Source organism: Sphingobium sp. MI1205 (assembly GCF_001563285.1).
Taxonomy (GTDB): domain Bacteria; phylum Pseudomonadota; class Alphaproteobacteria; order Sphingomonadales; family Sphingomonadaceae; genus Sphingobium.
Window position 1 is genome coordinate 1,608,400 of record NZ_CP005188.1, and the last position, 18,042, is coordinate 1,626,441.

The window sequence follows — 18,042 nt, forward strand, 5'->3', positions numbered from 1 at the left end:
CGAGCCCGCTTGGCAACTCCCGGTGGAGATCAATCCAGCAAATTCAGCGGCCCTGTCAGGCCGAACCGGCGCCACTGACCAGATGAGAGGCATCGACTCCGGCTGCTGCATAGGCGGCTGCCCATTTCTTCCCGGCCGGAACGTCGAACAGCATATCCGCAGTGCATTGAACCGGGAACCAGCTTTCCCCAGTCATCTCGCGGTCCAGTTGGCTCGCGCCCCAGCCTGCATAGCCGAGCGCGACGATGTAGCGGCTGGGACCGGTGCCCTCCGCGATCGCCTTCAATATCTCGAGAGATCCGGACAGGCCCCAATCGGGTCCGACTTCCACCATGTCCTGCCCCTTCCAATCGAGCGAATGGAGCACAAAGCCGCGGCGCGGTTCGACAGGCCCGCCTCGCAACACCGGCATGTCAGGCACATTGCGTGCGTCGATATCGAAGCTGTCGAGCAGGTCGTGCAGCCCCACCCCGTCAATCTCATCGCTCACGGCGATCCCCAAGGCGCCGTTTTCGTCATGGACGCATATCGCCACCACGGAATGGTCGAAACGCATGTCCTCCATGCCCGGCAAGGCAAGCAGGAACTGACCGGCATAAGAGGGTGACTGGTTCATAGGTCGAATATACGCTGCATTGCGCCTTTGCCAATGGCGGGCTGTCGTTCGCAGGAGGCAATGCGGCACATTCGGAGGCCTTGACAGATGGAGGTGCAAGGCCGACTTCCCCGGCGCAACGGCAGGAGACAGCATATGACCATCGCCAACGGGGATCGCATTCCCTCCGCTACCTTCACCAAGATGACCGAAAATGGGCCGGAGCAGGTGTCTTCCGAAGAGTTTTTTGCAGGCCGGACCATCGCCCTCTTTTCCGTACCAGGCGCATTCACCCCAACCTGTTCCGCCAAGCACTTGCCCGGTTTCGTCGAAAAAGCGGAAGCGCTGAAGGAAAAGGGCGTCGATGAAATCGCCTGCACCGCCGTCAACGACGCGTTCGTCATGGGCGCCTGGGGCAAGTCGGCAGGAGCGGATGATAAGGTCACCATGCTGGCGGACGGCAATGGCGATTTTGCCAAGGCGGTCGGCCTCACCATGGATGGAAGCAAGTTCGGCATGGGGACGCGGGGACAGCGCTTCTCGATGATCGTCAAGGACGGCACGGTTGCCGAACTGAATGTCGAGGAACCGGGCAGCTTCAGCGTCTCTTCGGCAGACCATCTTCTAAGCCAACTCTGACCCGGCAGGGCCGCGCGGCATTTTCATTGCCGCGCGGCGTTCACTTCCTTCCGCAACATATCTGCGGTAGCAAGGGTCGATGACCAAAAGCATCGGCAGCGCGGCGGTCGCGCAACTTGAACGGATTTATCAGGCCTCTATTGGAAATCTCCGCGAGGCCATGCAGGCTTATGGTCGCGATGGAAGCGTGCCTCCACCGGAGGCAAAATCAGACCGCAGATATTGCTATCCAGAACTGCGCATCATCCATCATGCGGAAACGGACGCGCCGCCGCCGGGCAGATCCTTTGCCCGCCTTTCCAAGCCAGGCCTTTATGTCACTACGGTAACGCGGCCGGACATGTTTGCCGACTATCTGGCTGAACAGATCGACCTCCTCGTCCGGGATTATGGCGTGGAGGTTGAAACGGGGATCAGCGACCAACAAATCCCCTTCCCTTATGTGTTGGACGGCCTGGACATAAGCGCTCTCGACGGCATACCGCCGACCGAACTCGCACGGCACTTCCCGGCGACCGAACTGTCGCAGATCGGTGACGAGATCGCCGATGGCCTCTTCATGCCCAATGCCGCAGGGCAAAGACCCCTTGCGCTGTTCGACGGGCTGCGTACCGACTTCTCGCTGGCCCGGCTGAAACATTATACGGGCACCCCTGCAGAACATGTGCAGCGCTATATCCTCTTCACCAACTATCATCGCTATGTCGATGAATTCGTGGACTGGGCGTGCGCTGAATTAAAGCGGGAAGACACGCCCTACACCGCGCTGTCGGGCGCAGGCGGCGTATATGTGACGCGCGAAACGGCCGACCCGGCGCGGATGATCGCGGATAGCGCATGGCGCCGTCACCAGATGCCCGCCTATCATCTGATCGCCCCCAATCGCAGCGGGATAACATTGGTCAACATCGGTGTCGGCCCGGCCAACGCGAAGACGATTTGCGACCATCTTGCCGTGTTGCGCCCCGAAGCGTGGCTGATGATCGGCCATTGTGGCGGCCTTCGTCCCAGCCAGCGTATCGGCGACTATGTGCTGGCCCATGCCTATCTGCGGGATGACAAGGTGCTGGACGACATGCTGCCGCCTGAAATACCCGTACCGGCCATTGCCGAGGTACAGGTAGCGCTGGCCAAGGCCGCCGAAGCGGTGCTGGGCGGCAACGACAGCGAAGATTTCAAGCGGCGGCTGCGCACGGGTACGGTCGTGACCACCGACGACCGCAACTGGGAACTGCGCTATTCCAGTTCCGCCCTGCGTTTCAGCCTGTCCCGCGCAGTCGGCATCGACATGGAGTCGGCAACCATCGCGGCGCAGGGCTATCGGTTTCGTGTGCCCTATGGAACGCTACTCTGCGTTTCGGACAAGCCGATCCACGGCGAACTGAAACTGCCGGGGCAGGCAAACCGCTTCTATGAAGAAGCGATTGCCGGGCATCTGCGCGTGGGACTGATGACTTGTGAACTGCTGCGGCAGGAAGGTCCGCAGTTGCATAGCCGGAAGCTGAGGGCGTTCAATGAGCCGCCGTTCCGCTGAATAGAGCTCAGATTCGTTTAAACCCGTTCTTCCGTCAGAAACCTCCCAATCGCCTCGCCCAACTCCTTGCGGGTGACCGCGTTCATGTGATTTCCGGGTATCTCCACATAACGCCCGTTGGGCAATGTGTCGGCCAACTCCTGCGCTATCCCATTATCCTGATCGTCGGCGCCGCAGATGACCTCCGTGGGCTGCGCAAATTTTGCGATCGTCTCGGCAGGCGTATCCACAAAGGTGTTCAGGATGTGCAACATCGCTACCGGATCACCCTTGGTAGTTTTGAGAAAGGCTTCGGTCATCCATTCCGACGTACCGCGTTCGAACGTGCCCAGATTGGTGAGGACGTTCTTATAATAGCCGCCCCTGTCCAGCGTCTGGACAAGCCCCCGCAACCCCATGCCAGCCAATATGACCCGACGAGGCGTCGCTCCTTGAGCGAGCATCCGTACGGTTGTGCGAGCGCCCAGCGAGTATCCGCCGAGGTCATAATCCGTCAGGCCCAGCTGATCGATGACCGCAAGATTATCATCGGTCAGGGCGTCCGGCGGATAAGCGTCGATGTGATGCGGTTTGCCACTCTCCCCATGACCGCGCAGGTCGGGCATGATCAGGCGGAACCCCGCTTCCACCAGGCGGGCGGCATGGCCGTAGCGCACCCAATTGGTCCAGGCGTTGGAAAAATAGCCATGGATCAGCACCAGGTCACGCCCCTGTCCCGCTACATGCACGGCGATCGGCAGGCCGCCCAGGCCCTTGATCTCCAGCTTTTCCATTGCAAGGTCGGTCATGGTCACTCCTTGGGCGTATCAGCCGCGTCCGATATGGCCTCCACCACAGCTTGTCGAGAGCCGCGCGAGCAAAGAAATAGCAGCGCGATCAAGGCGCCTACCTGCGCGCAGGCCAAGTCCTTCTGGGGATCCCACACATCGCCCTGCTGTCCATTATACCACTCGGCGGTTTCCCCCTCCGCCATAAGCGTCAGAAGCCATTCGAACACTTCGTACAGCGCGCCGACGAAGCCGATCACGACAAAGCCGAACAGCATGCTCCAGCGAAACGACATGCCGCCCCAGCGCCGGGCGATCTCTGCGAGCGGAGCAATTAGGAGCAGCCCAAAGGCGAAATGGACGATGCGATCATAACCGTTGCGCGCCCACCCAAAGGCGGAGGAAAGATCATGGCCGGTAAGCGCGCGCGTCCATTCATCATATGGCACATATGAATAGATGTAGCGGCCGCCCAGCGTATGCAGCAGCAGGAAGGCGAAGATACACGCGACCGCGCTGCTCGTCAGCGGCCAGCGACGAAGCATCCACGGGGCGGCAATCGCCAAGGCCAGCGTCGGTCCATGCTGAAGCGGCGCGAGTTCGGGAAAGGGCTGGTCGATCTGCGAAGCGGCAATGGCGGCGACCAGCAGCAGGATCATCCAGCGCTGCGCTATCGGAAGGCTTTTCCAGACAGCAGCAGCGCCAGGGATCATATGGAAGGCTCAGCCCTTCTTAAGGTGACGGCGGCCCAGCAGCTCGGCGATCTGCACGGCATTCAGAGCCGCGCCCTTGCGAAGGTTATCGCTGACGCACCAGAGCGACAGGCCGTTATCAACGGTCGAATCTTCGCGAACGCGGCTGATGAAAGTCGCATAGTCGCCCACGCATTCGACGGGGGTGACGTAGCCGCCATCCTCACGCTTGTCGACCAACATCACGCCCGGCGCTTCACGCAGGATATCCTGAGCCTTCTTGGCCGAAATCTCGTTCTCGAACTCGATGTTCAGCGCTTCGGAATGGCCGACGAACACGGGCACGCGAACGCAGGTCGCCGTGATCTTCACCTTGGGATCGAGGATCTTCTTGGTTTCCGCCACCATCTTCCATTCTTCCTTGGTCGAGCCATCGTCCAGGAAAACGTCGATGTGCGGGATCACGTTGAAGGCGATCTGCTTCGTGAACTTCTTGGGTTCGGCTGGATCGCCGACGAAGATATTGCGCGACTGTTCGAACAGTTCGTCCATGCCCGCCTTGCCCGCGCCGGAAACCGACTGGTAAGTGGCGACGACGACGCGCTTGATCTTTGCTGCGTCATGCAGCGGCTTCAACGCCACCACCATCTGCGCGGTTGAGCAGTTGGGGTTCGCGATGATGTTCTTCTTCTTATAGCCGTCGATCGCGTCCGGGTTCACTTCGGGCACGATCAGCGGCACATCGGGGTCCATGCGGTAAAGCGACGAATTGTCGATCACCACGCAACCCGCCGCTGCCGCCTTGGGCGCATATTCAGCCGTCGGGCCAGAGCCAGCGGCGAACAGTGCAATATCCCATCCGGTAAAATCGAAATGCTCGATATTCTGGCATTTGATGGTCTTGCCGGTGTCGCCGAAATCGACGGACAGGCCCTGCGACCGGGGCGAAGCGACCGCCGCGATCTCGTCAATAGGAAACTCCCGCTCGGCGAGAATGGTCAACATTTCGCGGCCCACATTGCCCGTGGCACCAACGACGACGACCTTGTAACCCATGACTAAAGACTCCACTCCATGCGAAATTGCGGAGTGCGCGCCATAGCGCCGTCGCGCAAATTGTCCAGCAGGAAGCGGTTTGCCGGCGGAAAGCGAGCCTTTGCTATCTGGCAGGCGATCGAGGCGCCGTCCCATGCCTGGCGAGGAAATCTTCGATCGTACGCCACAGGTGAACGCTGATCCGCGGCCCGCCTACCCGATGGGCCTGTCCCGGATAGACCATCATTTCGAATGGGACCGCAGTCGCCTGCATCCTTGCCATCAACGCCGTGCTATTGTCGAATACGACATTGTCATCCGACATACCGTGAATGAGTAGCAGCGGGTCTCTTATCTTCACGGCTTCGTCGATCGCCCCGGATGCCGGGTAGGCGCTTGGCTTGTCCTGTGGCTTGCCCAGATAGCGTTCAGTGTAATGCGTGTCGTACAGCTCCCACCGCGTGACCGGCGCACCGGCGATTGCGGCGGAAAAGACGCCGGGCGCCTTCTCCAACATCTTCACCGACATATAGCCGCCATAGGACCAGCCATAGGTGGCGACCCTCTGCGGATCGACAAAGGCCTGGGCCTTCAGCCATTCGACGCCCTGCAATTGGTCATCCACCTCCACGGTGCCCATCGCGCGATAGAGATGATCCTCGAACACTTTGCCCCGATCGGGCGTGCCGCGATTATCGACGGCAAAGACGATCCAGCCCTGCTGGACCAGATATTGATATAGTGGCGAATTCCACTGATTTGTCACGACACGCCCGCCGCCCGGACCGCCATAATGAAGCATGAACACCGGGTATCGCTTACCTGGCTCAAGCGGGGGGGTAAGGATGCGGGTATATAGCGTGGTTCCGTCAGCAGCCTTGATCGTGCCGAACTTCGTTTTCACATGATTGGCAAGATAAGGCGCGTAGGGATGGTCGCCGGCCAGCATATTTTCAGACAGCCATTGCAATCGCTGACCTCCCTGGTCAGCAAGATAGACCTGCTTTGGCTGATCCACATTGCTGCGGGATATGACGAGGCGCGTCGCCGCGCCATCCATCACCGCATCATTCCACCAGCCATTGCTAGTCAGCTGGCGAAGCGCGCCCTTGGCCGATAGCGGCGCTGCATAGAGCTGCTGCTCCAGCGGCGTCTCACGATTGCCGGTGAAGTAGACGATGCCCTGCTTCTCATCGACAGCGACGACGTCGCGTACTTCCCACGGCCCGCTCGTCAGCGCGGTCCATTTGCTGCCACGCACATGATAGAGATGGCCGTGACCGCTGCGCTCGGACCACCATAGGAAGCTGCCATCGCCCAGCGGCGTGAAATTGTTGCTCAGGTTGACCCAACTTTTGGCCCTTTCGGTCAGCACAATCTTCGCCTTGCCGCTCGCGGGATCGACGGCGAGCAGGTCCAGCGTCTTCTGATCGCGGCTCTGGCGCTGGACATAAAGCAGCGCGCTGTCTTTCGACCAATTGACGCGCGCCAGATAGATGTCTGGGTCCGGCCCTAGATCAACCTCCACCTGGCCCGATCCGTCGGGCTTCATCACGTAAAGTTCAACCAGAGCATTGGGTGTGCCGGCGGCGGGATAACGCTGCTGATAAACTTTGGTCCCTTCGCCGCCGATCGCCGTGCGGGTTACAACGCCGACAGGTTCCTCATCGACCCTTGCCACCGCGATCAGCCGGTCATCCGGGGACCACCAATAGCCGGTGCGCCGATCCATTTCCTCCTGCGCGACGAACTCGGCAACACCCCAACTTACCGTGTCGCTTGCGCCCTGCGTCACTTGCCGTTCTTCGCCGCCGATCGGCTGAACAAACAGGTTGCCGCCACGCACAAAGGAAACGTAGCCGCCCCTGGGGCTGACGACTCCGTTCAGTTCACCATCGGGCGTATTTGTCAGGCGGGTGACATCGCCATCCAGCGCCGCGAGGTACAGGTCGCCGTCGATAGGCACCAGAATGCTTTTGCCATCGGGCGCCCAATCATAGCTGACGATACCCGTATTCCCCGCAACCGAGCGGTCCCGCTCTCGCTGCATCTTTTCCGCTTCGGAAAGCTCCGCGCCGCTACCGGTCTTTTTTGAATCGACCAGCATTCGTTCGGCTCCGGTCGAACTGTCGATCGCCCAAAGGTCGAGCCGCTCCTTTTCATCCACGCGCGGCTTGAGCAGGGTAACCAGCTTGCCATCAGGCGAGAGCTTGAGCGCACGGGGCTGCGGACCCGACAGGTCTGGACTGGCAAAGACCCGCTCAAGCGTCAGCTTCTGCTGCGCGACAGCCGGATCGGCGGCGCTCGCCAGCAGCGCGCCGATAGCCGCGCCACCCTTAAGGAATGAGGACATTCTTATCCTTTCGTCTCGACCGCCCAAGAGCCAGATCGAGCGACAGAATTAACGCCGCGCAGACGAAAAGATCAATGTAGGGAAATAATATTTCCTGCCACAGCCTTGGAGGCCGTGGTGGGCGCGACAGGGATTGAACCTGTGACCCCACCCGTGTGAAGGGTGTGCTCTACCGCTGAGCTACGCGCCCCCTGAAAGGAGGATGCGGCCATTGGCACCCGACACGGTTGCTGTCAAGAAGCCGCGAAATGGAAATTGCAAAATGGGCTTATTGCCTTTTTACGTGGCCGCGATAGGGAACAGGTCCAACCGGGAGTTAGCGTCGATGCGTCCAACCATTGCCCTTGTGATTACTGGCTTGCTTCTCACCACATTAGCCGCGTGCAACACCGTGAAGGGCGTTGGCCGGGATATTGAATCGGTTGGCCGGGCTGGCGAGAGGGCGATGTAAGCTCGCCTGCGCGTGAGCTGATCGGATTATTGCAGCACGCGGTTGAGCATGGCCGCGTCTTTTTCCAGCCGGACGCCATCGCAATCCGGCTCACCGCAGTTGCACGCGGCGATGGTATAGCGCACGCCGCACATGACAAGGACGTCATGGTCGAAGGAATAGTTCGAAATGCCTGCGCGCTCGACCTTTTCGCGAGCTCTCGCCTTCAAAGACATCGGCATTTCCTCCAATCTACAGGCGCTCATGATCCGTGCTGCTGTGCACAAAGTCAATTAACCGGCATTGGTTCCTGAACGGATTGTCATAATTCTGTCCAGAAAATGACACGCTCCAACGCCCTTAGCCACTATGCTTGCGCGGTAGCCCATTCGCTCCCATATGCCGCCCCATGAATGACCAACGCTCCAGCACCATGCCTACCTGGCATGGCACCACCATCATGTCGGTACGTAAGAACGGGAAGGTAATCGTGGCCGGCGATGGCCAGGTTTCCATGGGCCAGACGGTGATGAAGCCCAATGCCCGCAAGGTCCGGCGGCTTCATGACGGCTCGGTTATCGGCGGCTTTGCGGGCGCAACGGCCGACGCGTTCACGCTGTTTGAACGTCTTGAGGCGAAGCTTGAGCGCCACAACGGCCAACTCATGCGGGCGGCTGTTGAACTGGCCAAGGATTGGCGCACCGACAAATATCTGCGCAACCTGGAAGCGATGATGATTGTGGCGGACAAGGATGTCACCTTGATCCTGACCGGCAATGGCGACGTACTTGAGCCGGTGGGCGGAGTCGCAGCAATCGGCTCTGGCGGCAATTTCGCGCTCGCCGCCGCACGCGCCCTGGTTGAATATGAGGAAGACGCCGAAACGCTGGCCCGCAAGGCCATGGCCGTTGCGGCGGACATCTGCGTCTACACCAACGACCAGCTCACAATCGAAGAACTGAAAAGCGCTTCCTGATCGGGGAAGGCTCGCAATCCTGCTCCGACAAGCCCATCCCCCACCCCTCCGTCGAGAAGGAGGGGAGAAGGACAGAAATGAACGACAATCTGACCCCCAAAGCCATTGTTTCCGCGCTGGACGCACATATCATAGGGCAGGCGGATGCAAAGCGCGCCGTTGCTGTCGCCCTGCGCAACCGCTGGCGTCGCCAGCGCCTGTCGCCCGATCTGCGCGATGAGGTGACGCCCAAGAATATCCTGATGATTGGGCCCACAGGCTGCGGCAAGACCGAGATCAGCCGCCGTCTGGCGAAGCTGGCCGACGCGCCCTTCGTGAAGGTGGAAGCGACCAAGTTCACCGAAGTCGGCTATGTCGGCCGCGACGTCGAGCAGATCGTCCGCGATCTGGTCGAGGAAGCCGTGCGTCTTGAAAAAGACCGCCGCCGGGAAGCCGTGCGCGAGGCCGCCTCGGAAGCCGCAATGGCGCGCCTGCTCGATGCGCTCACCGGCAAGGAAGCGAGCGAGGCCACCCGCCTTTCCTTTCGGCAGCGGATCGAAAATAACCAGATGAACGATGTCGAGGTTGAGGTGGAAGTCGCCGACAGCCCTTCCATGCCGATGGAGATCCCCGGCATGGGCGGACAGATTGGCATGATCAACCTGTCGGACATGATGTCGAAGGCGTTTGGCCAGACGCAGAAGAAGCGCCGCAAGCTGCGCGTCGCGGAAGCCTGGGACAAGCTGGTCGAGGAAGAGCAGGACAAGCGGCTCGATCAGGACGACGTCGCTCGCGTCGCCATCACCAGCGCCGAGCAGAACGGCATCGTTTTCCTGGACGAGATCGACAAGATCGCAGTCAGCGATGTGCGGGGCGGCTCCGTCAGCCGGGAAGGCGTGCAGCGCGACCTCTTGCCATTGATCGAAGGGACCACCGTCTCGACCAAATATGGCCCGCTCAAAACCGACCATATCCTGTTCATCGCGTCCGGCGCATTTCATGTCGCCAAGCCGAGCGACCTGTTGCCCGAGCTTCAGGGCCGCCTTCCCATCCGCGTTGAGCTAAAGGCGCTGACCGAGGATGATTTCGTCTCCATCCTGTCGGACACCAAAGCCAGTCTTGTTGCGCAATATCGCGCGCTGTTGGCGACCGAAGGCGTTACGATCGACCTGACGCCGGACGGCATCCGCGCTGTCGCGAAAATCGCGGCGGAAGTGAATGGTGAGATCGAGAATATCGGCGCCCGTCGCCTTCAGACGGTCATGGAAAAGCTGCTGGAGGATGTGAGCTTTGATGCCGAGGACCGCAAAGGCGAAACGCTCGTGATAGACGCTGCCTATGTTGAAAAGCAGTTGAGCGAAGTCGCGCGGAACACCGACCTCAGCAAATATGTGCTCTGACCAACGTGCATAGTGTCGAGCGAAGTCGGGAAGCGCCTGCGTCGCCCATCTCGACTACGCTCGATACGAACAGGCTAGAGCATGATCCAATCATATTGAATCGGATCATGCTCCATGTCCTTGGTTTTACGCATTTTCCGAGCCAGCAGGTGATGCCACCTACTTCGAAAATGCTCTAGCAGTTTAGTAGCTACGCCCAACCAGCACCCGCTCGACAGCCTTCTCTCCGGTGAAGATGCAGCTGCCATCGGCCGCATCGGCGTCCAGCGGCACGTTGCGGAGAGTCAGCTTTTCGCCCTTTAGCCATTCGATCACCTTGTCCAATGCGGGACCGGTTGGCTTGGCCCACTCGACCAGCGCCCAGCCCGGTTTCTTGCTAGCGCCGAAATATGCTTTCAACGCATCAAGCGAGGTGATCGACTTGTCGATATTCCCAATCAGGCGCGCCTGTGCCTCGCTGAACAACCCCTGCTGGATTTCCGCCAATATGCCCGTCGCAGCGTCCAGGAAATCTCCCTTAGCGACGATCTGGCTGTCGAGCTTTCCATCCTCCCGGTAAAGCCGATCGCGGCGCAGCACGGACACATTGCCGCCCGCAACGTCGCGGCCGCCGACCTCGACCACGATTGGTGCGCCCTTCTTCACCCAGCCCCAACGCTTGTTGGCCGCCTTGGCGGGCCGCTTGTCCAGCATCGCGCGAACGGGCTCCCGAAACGCATCCTGCTTGTTCAACTGTGCGACGATCTCGCCGCAATAATCCAGGATCGCCGCATCCTCGTCATTGTCGCGCAGCATCGGCACGACGACGATCTGATAAGGCGCAAGCCGCGGCGGCACGCGCAGGCCATCATCGTCGCCATGCACCATGATCAGCCCACCGATCATTCGCGTGGACATGCCCCAACTGGTCGTCTGCGCCAGTTCCTGTTGACCTTCGGCATTCTGGAACTTGATGCTCTGAGCCTGGCTGAACGTCGTCCCGAGGAAATGCGAGGTTCCGGCCTGAAGCGCCTTGCCGTCCTGCATCATCGCTTCGATCGAATAGGTCGCGACCGCGCCGGGGAAGCGTTCATTCTCCGGCTTCTCTCCCGCCACCACGGGTAGCGCGACGCATTCTTCGGCGAAGCTACGGTAGACCTCGAGCATCTTCATCGTCTCTTCCATCGCCTCTTCGACGGTGGCGTGAGCCGTATGCCCTTCCTGCCACAGGAATTCGGCGGTGCGCAGAAACATGCGCGTGCGCATTTCCCAGCGGACGACATTGGCCCACTGGTTGATCAGCACGGGCAGGTCGCGCCAGCTTTGTACCCAACGCGAAAATGCTGCACCGATCACCGTTTCGGAAGTCGGGCGAACCACAAGAGGCTCTTCCAGCTTTGCGTCGGGATCTGGCACCAGCTTGCCGTCCTTCTGGATCAGGCGATGGTGCGTGACGACCGCCATTTCCTTGGCGAAGCCGTCCACATGCTCAGCTTCCTTCTCGAAGTAGGAAAGCGGAATGAAGAGCGGGAAATAGCAGTTTTCATGGCCGGTCGCCTTGATGCGCTCGTCCAGCAGCTTCTGGATGCGTTCCCAGATGCCATAGCCCCATGGCCGGATGACCATGCTGCCGCGCACGCCGCTTTCCTCGGCCATGTCTGCTTCGGAAACGACTGCCTGATACCAGGCGGCAAAATCCTGTTCACGGGTAACGGAAAGGGCATGCTTCACGGGGTCAGGCCTTGCTCATCTATCTGAAGGAACGCGCGCCATAGGCCAAGCGCGCGGCCCCGTCGACCCTGAACGCGATGCCTCAGCTCAGCTTGTCGATCTTCGCGTTGAGCGCGGCCAGTTGTGCTTTCAAATCGGCAATCTCGTCATCCTTGTCGTCGCCGGATGCTGCGGCCGCTGCCGGCTGGGCCGGCGACACGCCAGGCATTCCAGGCATCCCCGGCATGCCTGGCACTCCGCCAAAGGCGCTGGCTGCCGCTTCGAACATCTGCATGTTGCGCTTCGCGATCTGGGCCAGCGGCCCGCCCCCGAACGCGCCCTTCATGGCTTCCTGAAACTGCATCTGGTTCTTGCGGAACGCTTCCATCGACGCTTCCAGATATTGCGGAACCATGGATTGCATGGAATCGCCGTACATGGCGATCAGCTGGCGCAGGAAGTTTACCGGCAGCATATTCTCGCCCCGCTGCTCTTCTTCCATGATGATCTGCGTCAGGACATTATGAGTAATGTCCTCTCCGGTCTTGGCATCGACAACCACGAAGTCGCGTCCCTCGCGGGTCATTTGCGACAGCAGATCAAGCGTGATGTAACTCGACGTTTCCGTGTTATAGAGACGCCTGTTCGCATATTTCTTGATAATGACCGTCTGTGATTCATTGGCGGTCTTGGTTTTGGCCATGAAATCCTCTCCCACACCTGCACATTCCGCGTTAGCACAAAGGGTTGCCGCACCGCAACATGGGCCGCGGCCTTTGCCCCTGTTTCTCAGCATTTTGTGGCGGGAAACAGAAGGCAGTCCTGAACTTCGGCGGCTCGCCTTCCAAGGTTTACGCAAATATCAGGATGCCGTGCGTCCAACTCCTCCGCCAAGTCCGGCGGTTTTCGCAACCGCAGGCAGTGCAAAATTGCTGCGCTACGGCACGGAAAACGGCCGCGCGCCGGTGATTTTCATTCCTTCGCTCATCAACCCGCCGCAGGTTCTTGACCTGTCCGAGGGCCGATCCATGCTGCGTCACATGGCCGCAGCAGGACATGATGCGTATCTGATTGATTGGGGGCACCCTTCCGCGACAGATGCGAGCCTGGGTCTCGATCATCATGTCACGCAGCGGCTCCTGCCGATGCTGCAGTCTCTTCCCCGGCCGCCGATCCTGGTGGGCTATTGCCTGGGTGGTAGCCTCGCCCTTGGCGCAGCGGCTGTCGCGAAAGTGGCAGCTGTCGCCACCCTTGCCGCGCCCTGGCAGTTCGACGGCTTTCCCGATGAAGACCGCGAGCTTATCGCTTCACTCTGGCACGGCGCGAGGGCGACCAGCGAACGGCTGGGCTATATTCCGATGGAGGTGTTGCAATCCGGCTTCTGGGCGATTGATCCGGCCCGGACGATCCGCAAATATGCGGCCTTCGCGGAAATGGAGCCGGGTTCGCTGGCCGAGCGCGCTTTTTTGGCGGTTGAGGATTGGGCCAATGGCGGCCCTCCGCTAACCTTTGCGGTTGGCAGGGAATTGTTTGAAACCTTCTATGGCGCCAATGTGACCGGGCGTTCCGAATGGCGTATTGATGGGACGAGGATCGATCTGGCGGCGCTGCGCTGCCCGACATTTTCGGTGCGATCCGCCACGGACCGAATCGTTCCGGCAAATGCCGCACCTGAGCTCTCGGACGGCTTCACGTTGCAACTCGGCCATGTCGGAATGATCGTGGGTAGCCGCGCTGCGGAATTGCTCTGGAATCCCCTGTCTCTTTGGCTTTCAACCCATGGGGGATGATGATATTGGGTCCGCCAACTGCCCATCAATCAAGGACCAGTATATTGTCAGACATCGTCATCACCGCTGCCAAGCGCACTGCTGTCGGTAGCTTCATGGGTGCATTCGGGTCTACCCCGGCGCACGAACTCGGCCGCACCGCCATCGTGGCGGCATTGACTCAAGCCGGTGTCGCGCCGGACGAGGTCGATGAAGTTATACTCGGCCAGATTCTGACTGCGGCACAGGGGCAGAATCCTGCCCGTCAGGCAGCTGTCAACGCTGGCATCCCCGTGGAACGCACGGCAATCAGCCTCAACCAGTTGTGCGGATCGGGTCTGCGCGCCGTAGCTCTTGCCGCTCAGGCGATCCGGGCCGGCGATGCGCGCATCATGGTAGCGGGTGGACAAGAGAATATGTCGCTCGCCCCGCATGCCCAGTATTTGCGCGGCGGCGCGAAGATGGGGCCGATCTCGCTGATCGACACGATGACGCATGACGGGCTGACCGACGCATTCCATAATTACCATATGGGCGTGACCGCGGAAAATCTGGCGGAAAAATATCAGATCAGCCGCGATGCGCAGGACCAGTTCGCCGTCGCCAGCCAGAACAAGGCCGAGGCCGCACGTGCAGCCGGCCGCTTCAATGATGAGATCGTCCCCGTGACGGTCAAGGGTCGCAAGGGCGACACCATCGTCGATGCCGACGAGTATATCCGCGCAGGCGCGACACTCGAAGCAATGCAGAACCTGCGTCCGGCATTCAAGAAGGACGGGACGGTGACCGCCGGCAACGCCAGCGGCATCAACGACGGCGCGGCAGCTCTGGTCATCATGACCGCTGCGGACGCCGCACAGCGCAACGCGCCGATCCTGGGACGTATCGCCAGCTTTGCTACCTGCGGCGTCGATCCGGCCATCATGGGCATCGGTCCCGCGCCCGCTTCCCGCAATGCTCTGGCCAAGGCTGGCTGGTCCCTCGCGGACCTCGACCTTATCGAAGCCAATGAAGCATTCGCCGCGCAGGCGCTGGCCGTGGGGCAGGAACTGGGCTGGGATCCTGAAAAGGTCAATGTGAACGGCGGCGCCATCGCAATCGGCCATCCGCTCGGCGCATCGGGCGCTCGCGTGCTTACCACACTGCTCTATGAAATGCAGAAGCGGGACGCGAAGAAGGGTCTTGTCACTCTGTGCATCGGTGGCGGCATGGGCGTCGCCATGTGCATCGAGCGCTGATCTACGTTCAGGTTAAGAGCGGGGCCGCCGGTGCGAAAGCGCGGCGGCCTTTTTTATATCCTCAACTCCAAAGACGATCGAAGCGCGCGCCAAGGCCCGTCAACAGCTCATATTGCGACAGGCCAGAAAGCGCTGCGGCGTCTGGCAGTGCATAGTCGATATCCAGCCAGTCGCCTTCAGCGACCGAAGGGCAGGTCGTGACATCCACGGCGATCAAATCCATCGACACACGCCCGACGACCGGCAGACGTACATCCCCGGCCTTCACCATCCCCCGGTTCGAAAATCCCCGCAAATAGCCGTCAGCATAGCCGATATTCAACACGGCGATCTCCATGTCGCGCTCAGCAACATAGATAGCGTTATAGCCGATACTGTCGCCCGCAGGCACACGCCGCCGTTGCAATAGCTGAGCCTGTGGAAAGACCACCTGCGCTATGCCCCCCTGCGCCTCCGCCCGAGGAACCCCGCCGTAAAGGGCAAGTCCCGGTCGCGTGAGGTCGAACGCATAGGCCTGCCCAAGGCAAATGCCTGCGCTGTTCGCAAGGCTGTATCGCGGCGCGCTGATGCTGGCCTTAAGCGCCCCAAAGCGATCTAGCTGAATTTGGCTAAGTCTGGCATCCTCATCTGCTGACGCCAGATGACTGAGCAGCGTATCGATATGTAAACCTTCGATTTCAGCCGCGACGTCACCGCGCCAATCTAGTCCCAACCGGTTCATCCCGGTATCCACCATCACATCGCAAACACCACCACCCGCCGCCCTCCAACGCCCGATCTGGCTGGGCGTGGACAAGACCGGCCGCGCTTTCGATGTTAACGCGACATCCATGTCCTCGCTCCGCACGCCATGCAGCACCGAGAGCGAAACTCCATCTTCCAAGAGCGGTTCGAGCAGCACCGCTTCTGCCCAGTTGGACACGAAAAAATCGCGGCATCCAGCATTCATCAAACGCCGCATGACCTCAATCGCGCCAGTGCCGTAGCCATCCGCCTTGATCGCAGCACCGCACGCGGCCGCGCCGCTGCTTCTTTGAAGCCAGCGCCAATTATTCACAAGTGCGCCACCATCGAGGCGCAGTCGCAGGGGAGCGGTAAATGCGGTCATCGGCCTCGCGATAGCGGCATACACCGCAAGCGTCGAGGCCGTCACGCTTCCAGCTTTGCGTCGCGCGTTTCCGGTAACGCCACCAGACAGGTCACCAAGGCGACCGCCACCACGACGATCGTGTACCACAGCCCCGCATAAGGATCGCCTGTCCGCGCGATGATATATTGGCTGACGAGCGGCAGGAAACCGCCAAAATAGCCCGTACCGATATGATAGGGGATCGAAAGCGAGCTATAGCGGATTCGTGCCGGGAAATATTCCGACAGCAGCGCCGCCACGGGACCATAGGTCGCGCCCGACAGCGTCCAGAGCAGCAGCAATGCGAGGAAGAGCAGCATGGCACGCGGCCAGTCGGGCTTCACCACGCCGAAATCATATCCCCGCGCAATAAGGGCGTTGTCCAGTCCTTCATCACTTAGGTCCTCGACCGTCGTACCACCGATGGTCACCGCTGTCCGTTCAGCCGCGACCTTGTCATAGGGAATGCCACGCTTCGAAAAATGGTCGAGCAACTTGCCGCAGGCGCTGGGCTGGACCTTGGCGAAGGGATCGAAGCTGCAATCGGGGCCGGTCACGACGACGGGCGCACGGTCGGCCGCCCGATAGAGCGTGGGATTCGCAACGCTGCCCATGAACTGATAAAGCGGCATGAGCAGCAACAGGATGAGCACATAGCCGATGATGATCGGCTTCCTGCGGCCGACTCGATCGGATAGCCACCCAAAGAAAACGAATGCCCCCATCCCCGCGAAGGCGCTTCCACCAACCAGCAGTTGAGCTATGCCGGACGACACGTGCAGGCCACTCTGCAGAAAATAGAGGGCCTGGAACATGACTGTGTAGGCGATGACGGTGAAACCCGCCGCGATCCCGATCATCGCGACCAGCATTCGCCGCGTGTTGCCGGGATAGGTGAACGCTTCCTTGAGCGGATTTCGCGACCGCTCACCCGCATTCTTCATCGCTGTGAACACCGGGCTTTCGCGCAACATGAGCCGCATCCACAGCGAGATTGCGAGCAACGCCAGCGAGAAGATGAATGGCAGACGCCAGCCCCAATCGTCCCACACAGCCTTGCCGACGATCCATTGCGTGCCGACGACGACGACCAGCGACAGAATGAATCCGCCGATCACGCCAGCCTGGATGAAGCTGGTGTAGAACCCGCGCTTTCCCGGAGGCGCATGCTCAGCCACGTAGATGGCGGCCCCGCCATATTCACCACCCAGCGCGAGACCCTGCGCGATCCGCAGCAAAATGAGGATGACGGGCGCGGCCAGCCCGATGCTTGCCGCGGACGGCGTAAGGCCCACGCCCGCAGTCGCCCCGCCCATCAGGACGATAGTGGCTAGAAACGTATATTTGCGCCCCCACCGGTCTCCCAAAAAGCCGAAAAGCGCCGCTCCTAACGGCCTGAACCCGAAGCCGATGGCAAAGCCTGCCAGCGAATAGAGCAATTCGACGGTCGGATTGTCGGTGGGAAAGAATGTCCGCCCGATAATCGGGGCGAGGACGCCGTAGATGTAGAAATCATACCATTCGAACACAGTGCCCAACGCAGACGCCGTAATGACCAGACGGTCGCGTTTTACATCTATCACATGGCCGTCGTTGACCCCCGTCCCGCTCATTACGCCCCCCCCTTCGGACTGCCGTCAGGCAATCTTTAGAGAAGCAGGAGCCGGGGGCAAGCATTGCTGCCGTGAATATCGCAAGTGCTACAAACTGTCAGTGATCGGTCGGGGACCCAAATGATCAGCAATTTGCCAGAGGCACCGCAATGGGAACTGTAGCACGCGCGAGCGATGATGTGCTCGGTGCGAGACGGGATCATG

Annotated in this window: 17 protein-coding genes and 1 tRNA gene; 7 read left to right on the forward strand and 11 right to left on the reverse strand. The window is 60.4% G+C overall.

Features of this window, described 5'->3' with window-relative positions; genetic code table 11:
• Positions 1-55: 55 nt before the first annotated feature.
• Entirely contained in the window at positions 56-616 is a 561-nt protein-coding gene (locus K663_RS07710) for a YqgE/AlgH family protein (protein ID WP_062116187.1), read from the reverse strand.
• Between the two features lie 135 nt (positions 617-751).
• Here K663_RS07710 and K663_RS07715 point away from each other — a divergent pair, with 135 nt between their 5' ends.
• Both K663_RS07715 and K663_RS07720 read left to right on the forward strand, forming a co-directional pair.
• Positions 752-1,234 carry a peroxiredoxin gene (locus K663_RS07715; protein ID WP_062116189.1) on the forward strand — a complete coding sequence of 161 codons (483 nt, stop codon included), beginning with the start codon at positions 752-754 and terminating at the stop codon, positions 1,232-1,234.
• Positions 1,235-1,313: 79 nt separating this feature from the next.
• Positions 1,314-2,768, forward strand: coding sequence for an AMP nucleosidase (locus tag K663_RS07720; protein WP_062116192.1), 1,455 nt, complete (start codon positions 1,314-1,316; stop codon positions 2,766-2,768).
• Positions 2,769-2,785: 17 nt separating this feature from the next.
• On the opposite strand, the gene K663_RS07725 is transcribed toward K663_RS07720, so the two are convergent.
• The 5 genes from K663_RS07725 to K663_RS07745 form a co-directional block, all read right to left on the reverse strand.
• Positions 2,786-3,556, reverse strand: coding sequence for an alpha/beta fold hydrolase (locus tag K663_RS07725; RefSeq protein WP_062116195.1), 771 nt, complete (start codon positions 3,554-3,556; stop codon positions 2,786-2,788).
• Between the two features lie 2 nt (positions 3,557-3,558).
• Complete coding sequence (locus K663_RS07730) at positions 3,559-4,248, reverse strand: DUF2238 domain-containing protein (protein ID WP_062116198.1); 690 nt, start codon at positions 4,246-4,248, stop codon at positions 3,559-3,561.
• 9 nt (positions 4,249-4,257) lie between these two features.
• Positions 4,258-5,283 carry an aspartate-semialdehyde dehydrogenase gene (locus K663_RS07735; RefSeq protein WP_062116201.1) on the reverse strand — a complete coding sequence of 342 codons (1,026 nt, stop codon included), beginning with the start codon at positions 5,281-5,283 and terminating at the stop codon, positions 4,258-4,260.
• A 103-nt stretch (positions 5,284-5,386) separates the two neighbouring features.
• Complete coding sequence (locus K663_RS07740; RefSeq protein WP_062116203.1) at positions 5,387-7,615, reverse strand: S9 family peptidase; 2,229 nt, start codon at positions 7,613-7,615, stop codon at positions 5,387-5,389.
• A 115-nt stretch (positions 7,616-7,730) separates the two neighbouring features.
• A tRNA-Val gene (locus K663_RS07745) sits at positions 7,731-7,805 on the reverse strand.
• 135 nt (positions 7,806-7,940) lie between these two features.
• On the opposite strand from K663_RS07745, the gene K663_RS07750 reads away from it, so the two are divergent.
• Positions 7,941-8,066, forward strand: a complete 126-nt coding sequence (locus K663_RS07750; protein WP_062120561.1) for an entericidin A/B family lipoprotein — start codon at positions 7,941-7,943, stop codon at positions 8,064-8,066.
• Positions 8,067-8,092: 26 nt separating this feature from the next.
• On the opposite strand, the gene K663_RS07755 is transcribed toward K663_RS07750, so the two are convergent.
• On the reverse strand, positions 8,093-8,281 hold the full coding sequence (locus K663_RS07755) for a hypothetical protein (protein ID WP_062120564.1): 189 nt from the start codon (positions 8,279-8,281) through the stop codon (positions 8,093-8,095).
• A gap of 197 nt (positions 8,282-8,478) precedes the next feature.
• Between K663_RS07755 and hslV the strand changes: the two genes are divergently transcribed.
• Together hslV and hslU are read left to right on the forward strand one after the other, a co-directional pair.
• Positions 8,479-9,021 carry an ATP-dependent protease subunit HslV gene (hslV, locus tag K663_RS07760; protein WP_201026700.1) on the forward strand — a complete coding sequence of 181 codons (543 nt, stop codon included), beginning with the start codon at positions 8,479-8,481 and terminating at the stop codon, positions 9,019-9,021.
• A 77-nt stretch (positions 9,022-9,098) separates the two neighbouring features.
• Complete coding sequence (gene hslU, locus K663_RS07765; protein ID WP_062116209.1) at positions 9,099-10,400, forward strand: ATP-dependent protease ATPase subunit HslU; 1,302 nt, start codon at positions 9,099-9,101, stop codon at positions 10,398-10,400.
• Between the two features lie 183 nt (positions 10,401-10,583).
• On the opposite strand, the gene proS is transcribed toward hslU, so the two are convergent.
• Together proS and phaR are read right to left on the reverse strand one after the other, a co-directional pair.
• The gene (gene proS / locus K663_RS07770) at positions 10,584-12,110 is read right to left on the reverse strand and encodes a proline--tRNA ligase (RefSeq protein ID WP_062116212.1); all 1,527 of its coding nucleotides are present in this window, start codon (positions 12,108-12,110) and stop codon (positions 10,584-10,586) included.
• An 82-nt stretch (positions 12,111-12,192) separates the two neighbouring features.
• Entirely contained in the window at positions 12,193-12,792 is a 600-nt protein-coding gene (gene phaR, locus K663_RS07775; RefSeq protein WP_062116215.1) for a polyhydroxyalkanoate synthesis repressor PhaR, read from the reverse strand.
• Between phaR and K663_RS07780 the strand changes: the two genes are divergently transcribed.
• Positions 12,791-13,879, forward strand: coding sequence for an alpha/beta fold hydrolase (locus K663_RS07780; protein WP_083535851.1), 1,089 nt, complete (start codon positions 12,791-12,793; stop codon positions 13,877-13,879). The two genes, phaR and K663_RS07780, sit on opposite strands and share 2 nt — an antisense overlap.
• 44 nt (positions 13,880-13,923) lie before the next feature.
• Positions 13,924-15,096, forward strand: a complete 1,173-nt coding sequence (locus K663_RS07785) for an acetyl-CoA C-acetyltransferase (protein WP_062116218.1) — start codon at positions 13,924-13,926, stop codon at positions 15,094-15,096.
• A gap of 61 nt (positions 15,097-15,157) precedes the next feature.
• Here the strand turns inward: K663_RS07785 and alr are convergent, their stop codons facing one another.
• Both alr and K663_RS07795 read right to left on the reverse strand, forming a co-directional pair.
• Entirely contained in the window at positions 15,158-16,204 is a 1,047-nt protein-coding gene (gene alr, locus K663_RS07790) for an alanine racemase (RefSeq protein ID WP_062116221.1), read from the reverse strand.
• Positions 16,205-16,245: 41 nt separating this feature from the next.
• Complete coding sequence (locus tag K663_RS07795; RefSeq protein ID WP_062116223.1) at positions 16,246-17,838, reverse strand: MFS transporter; 1,593 nt, start codon at positions 17,836-17,838, stop codon at positions 16,246-16,248.
• Positions 17,839-18,042 lie beyond the last annotated feature (204 nt).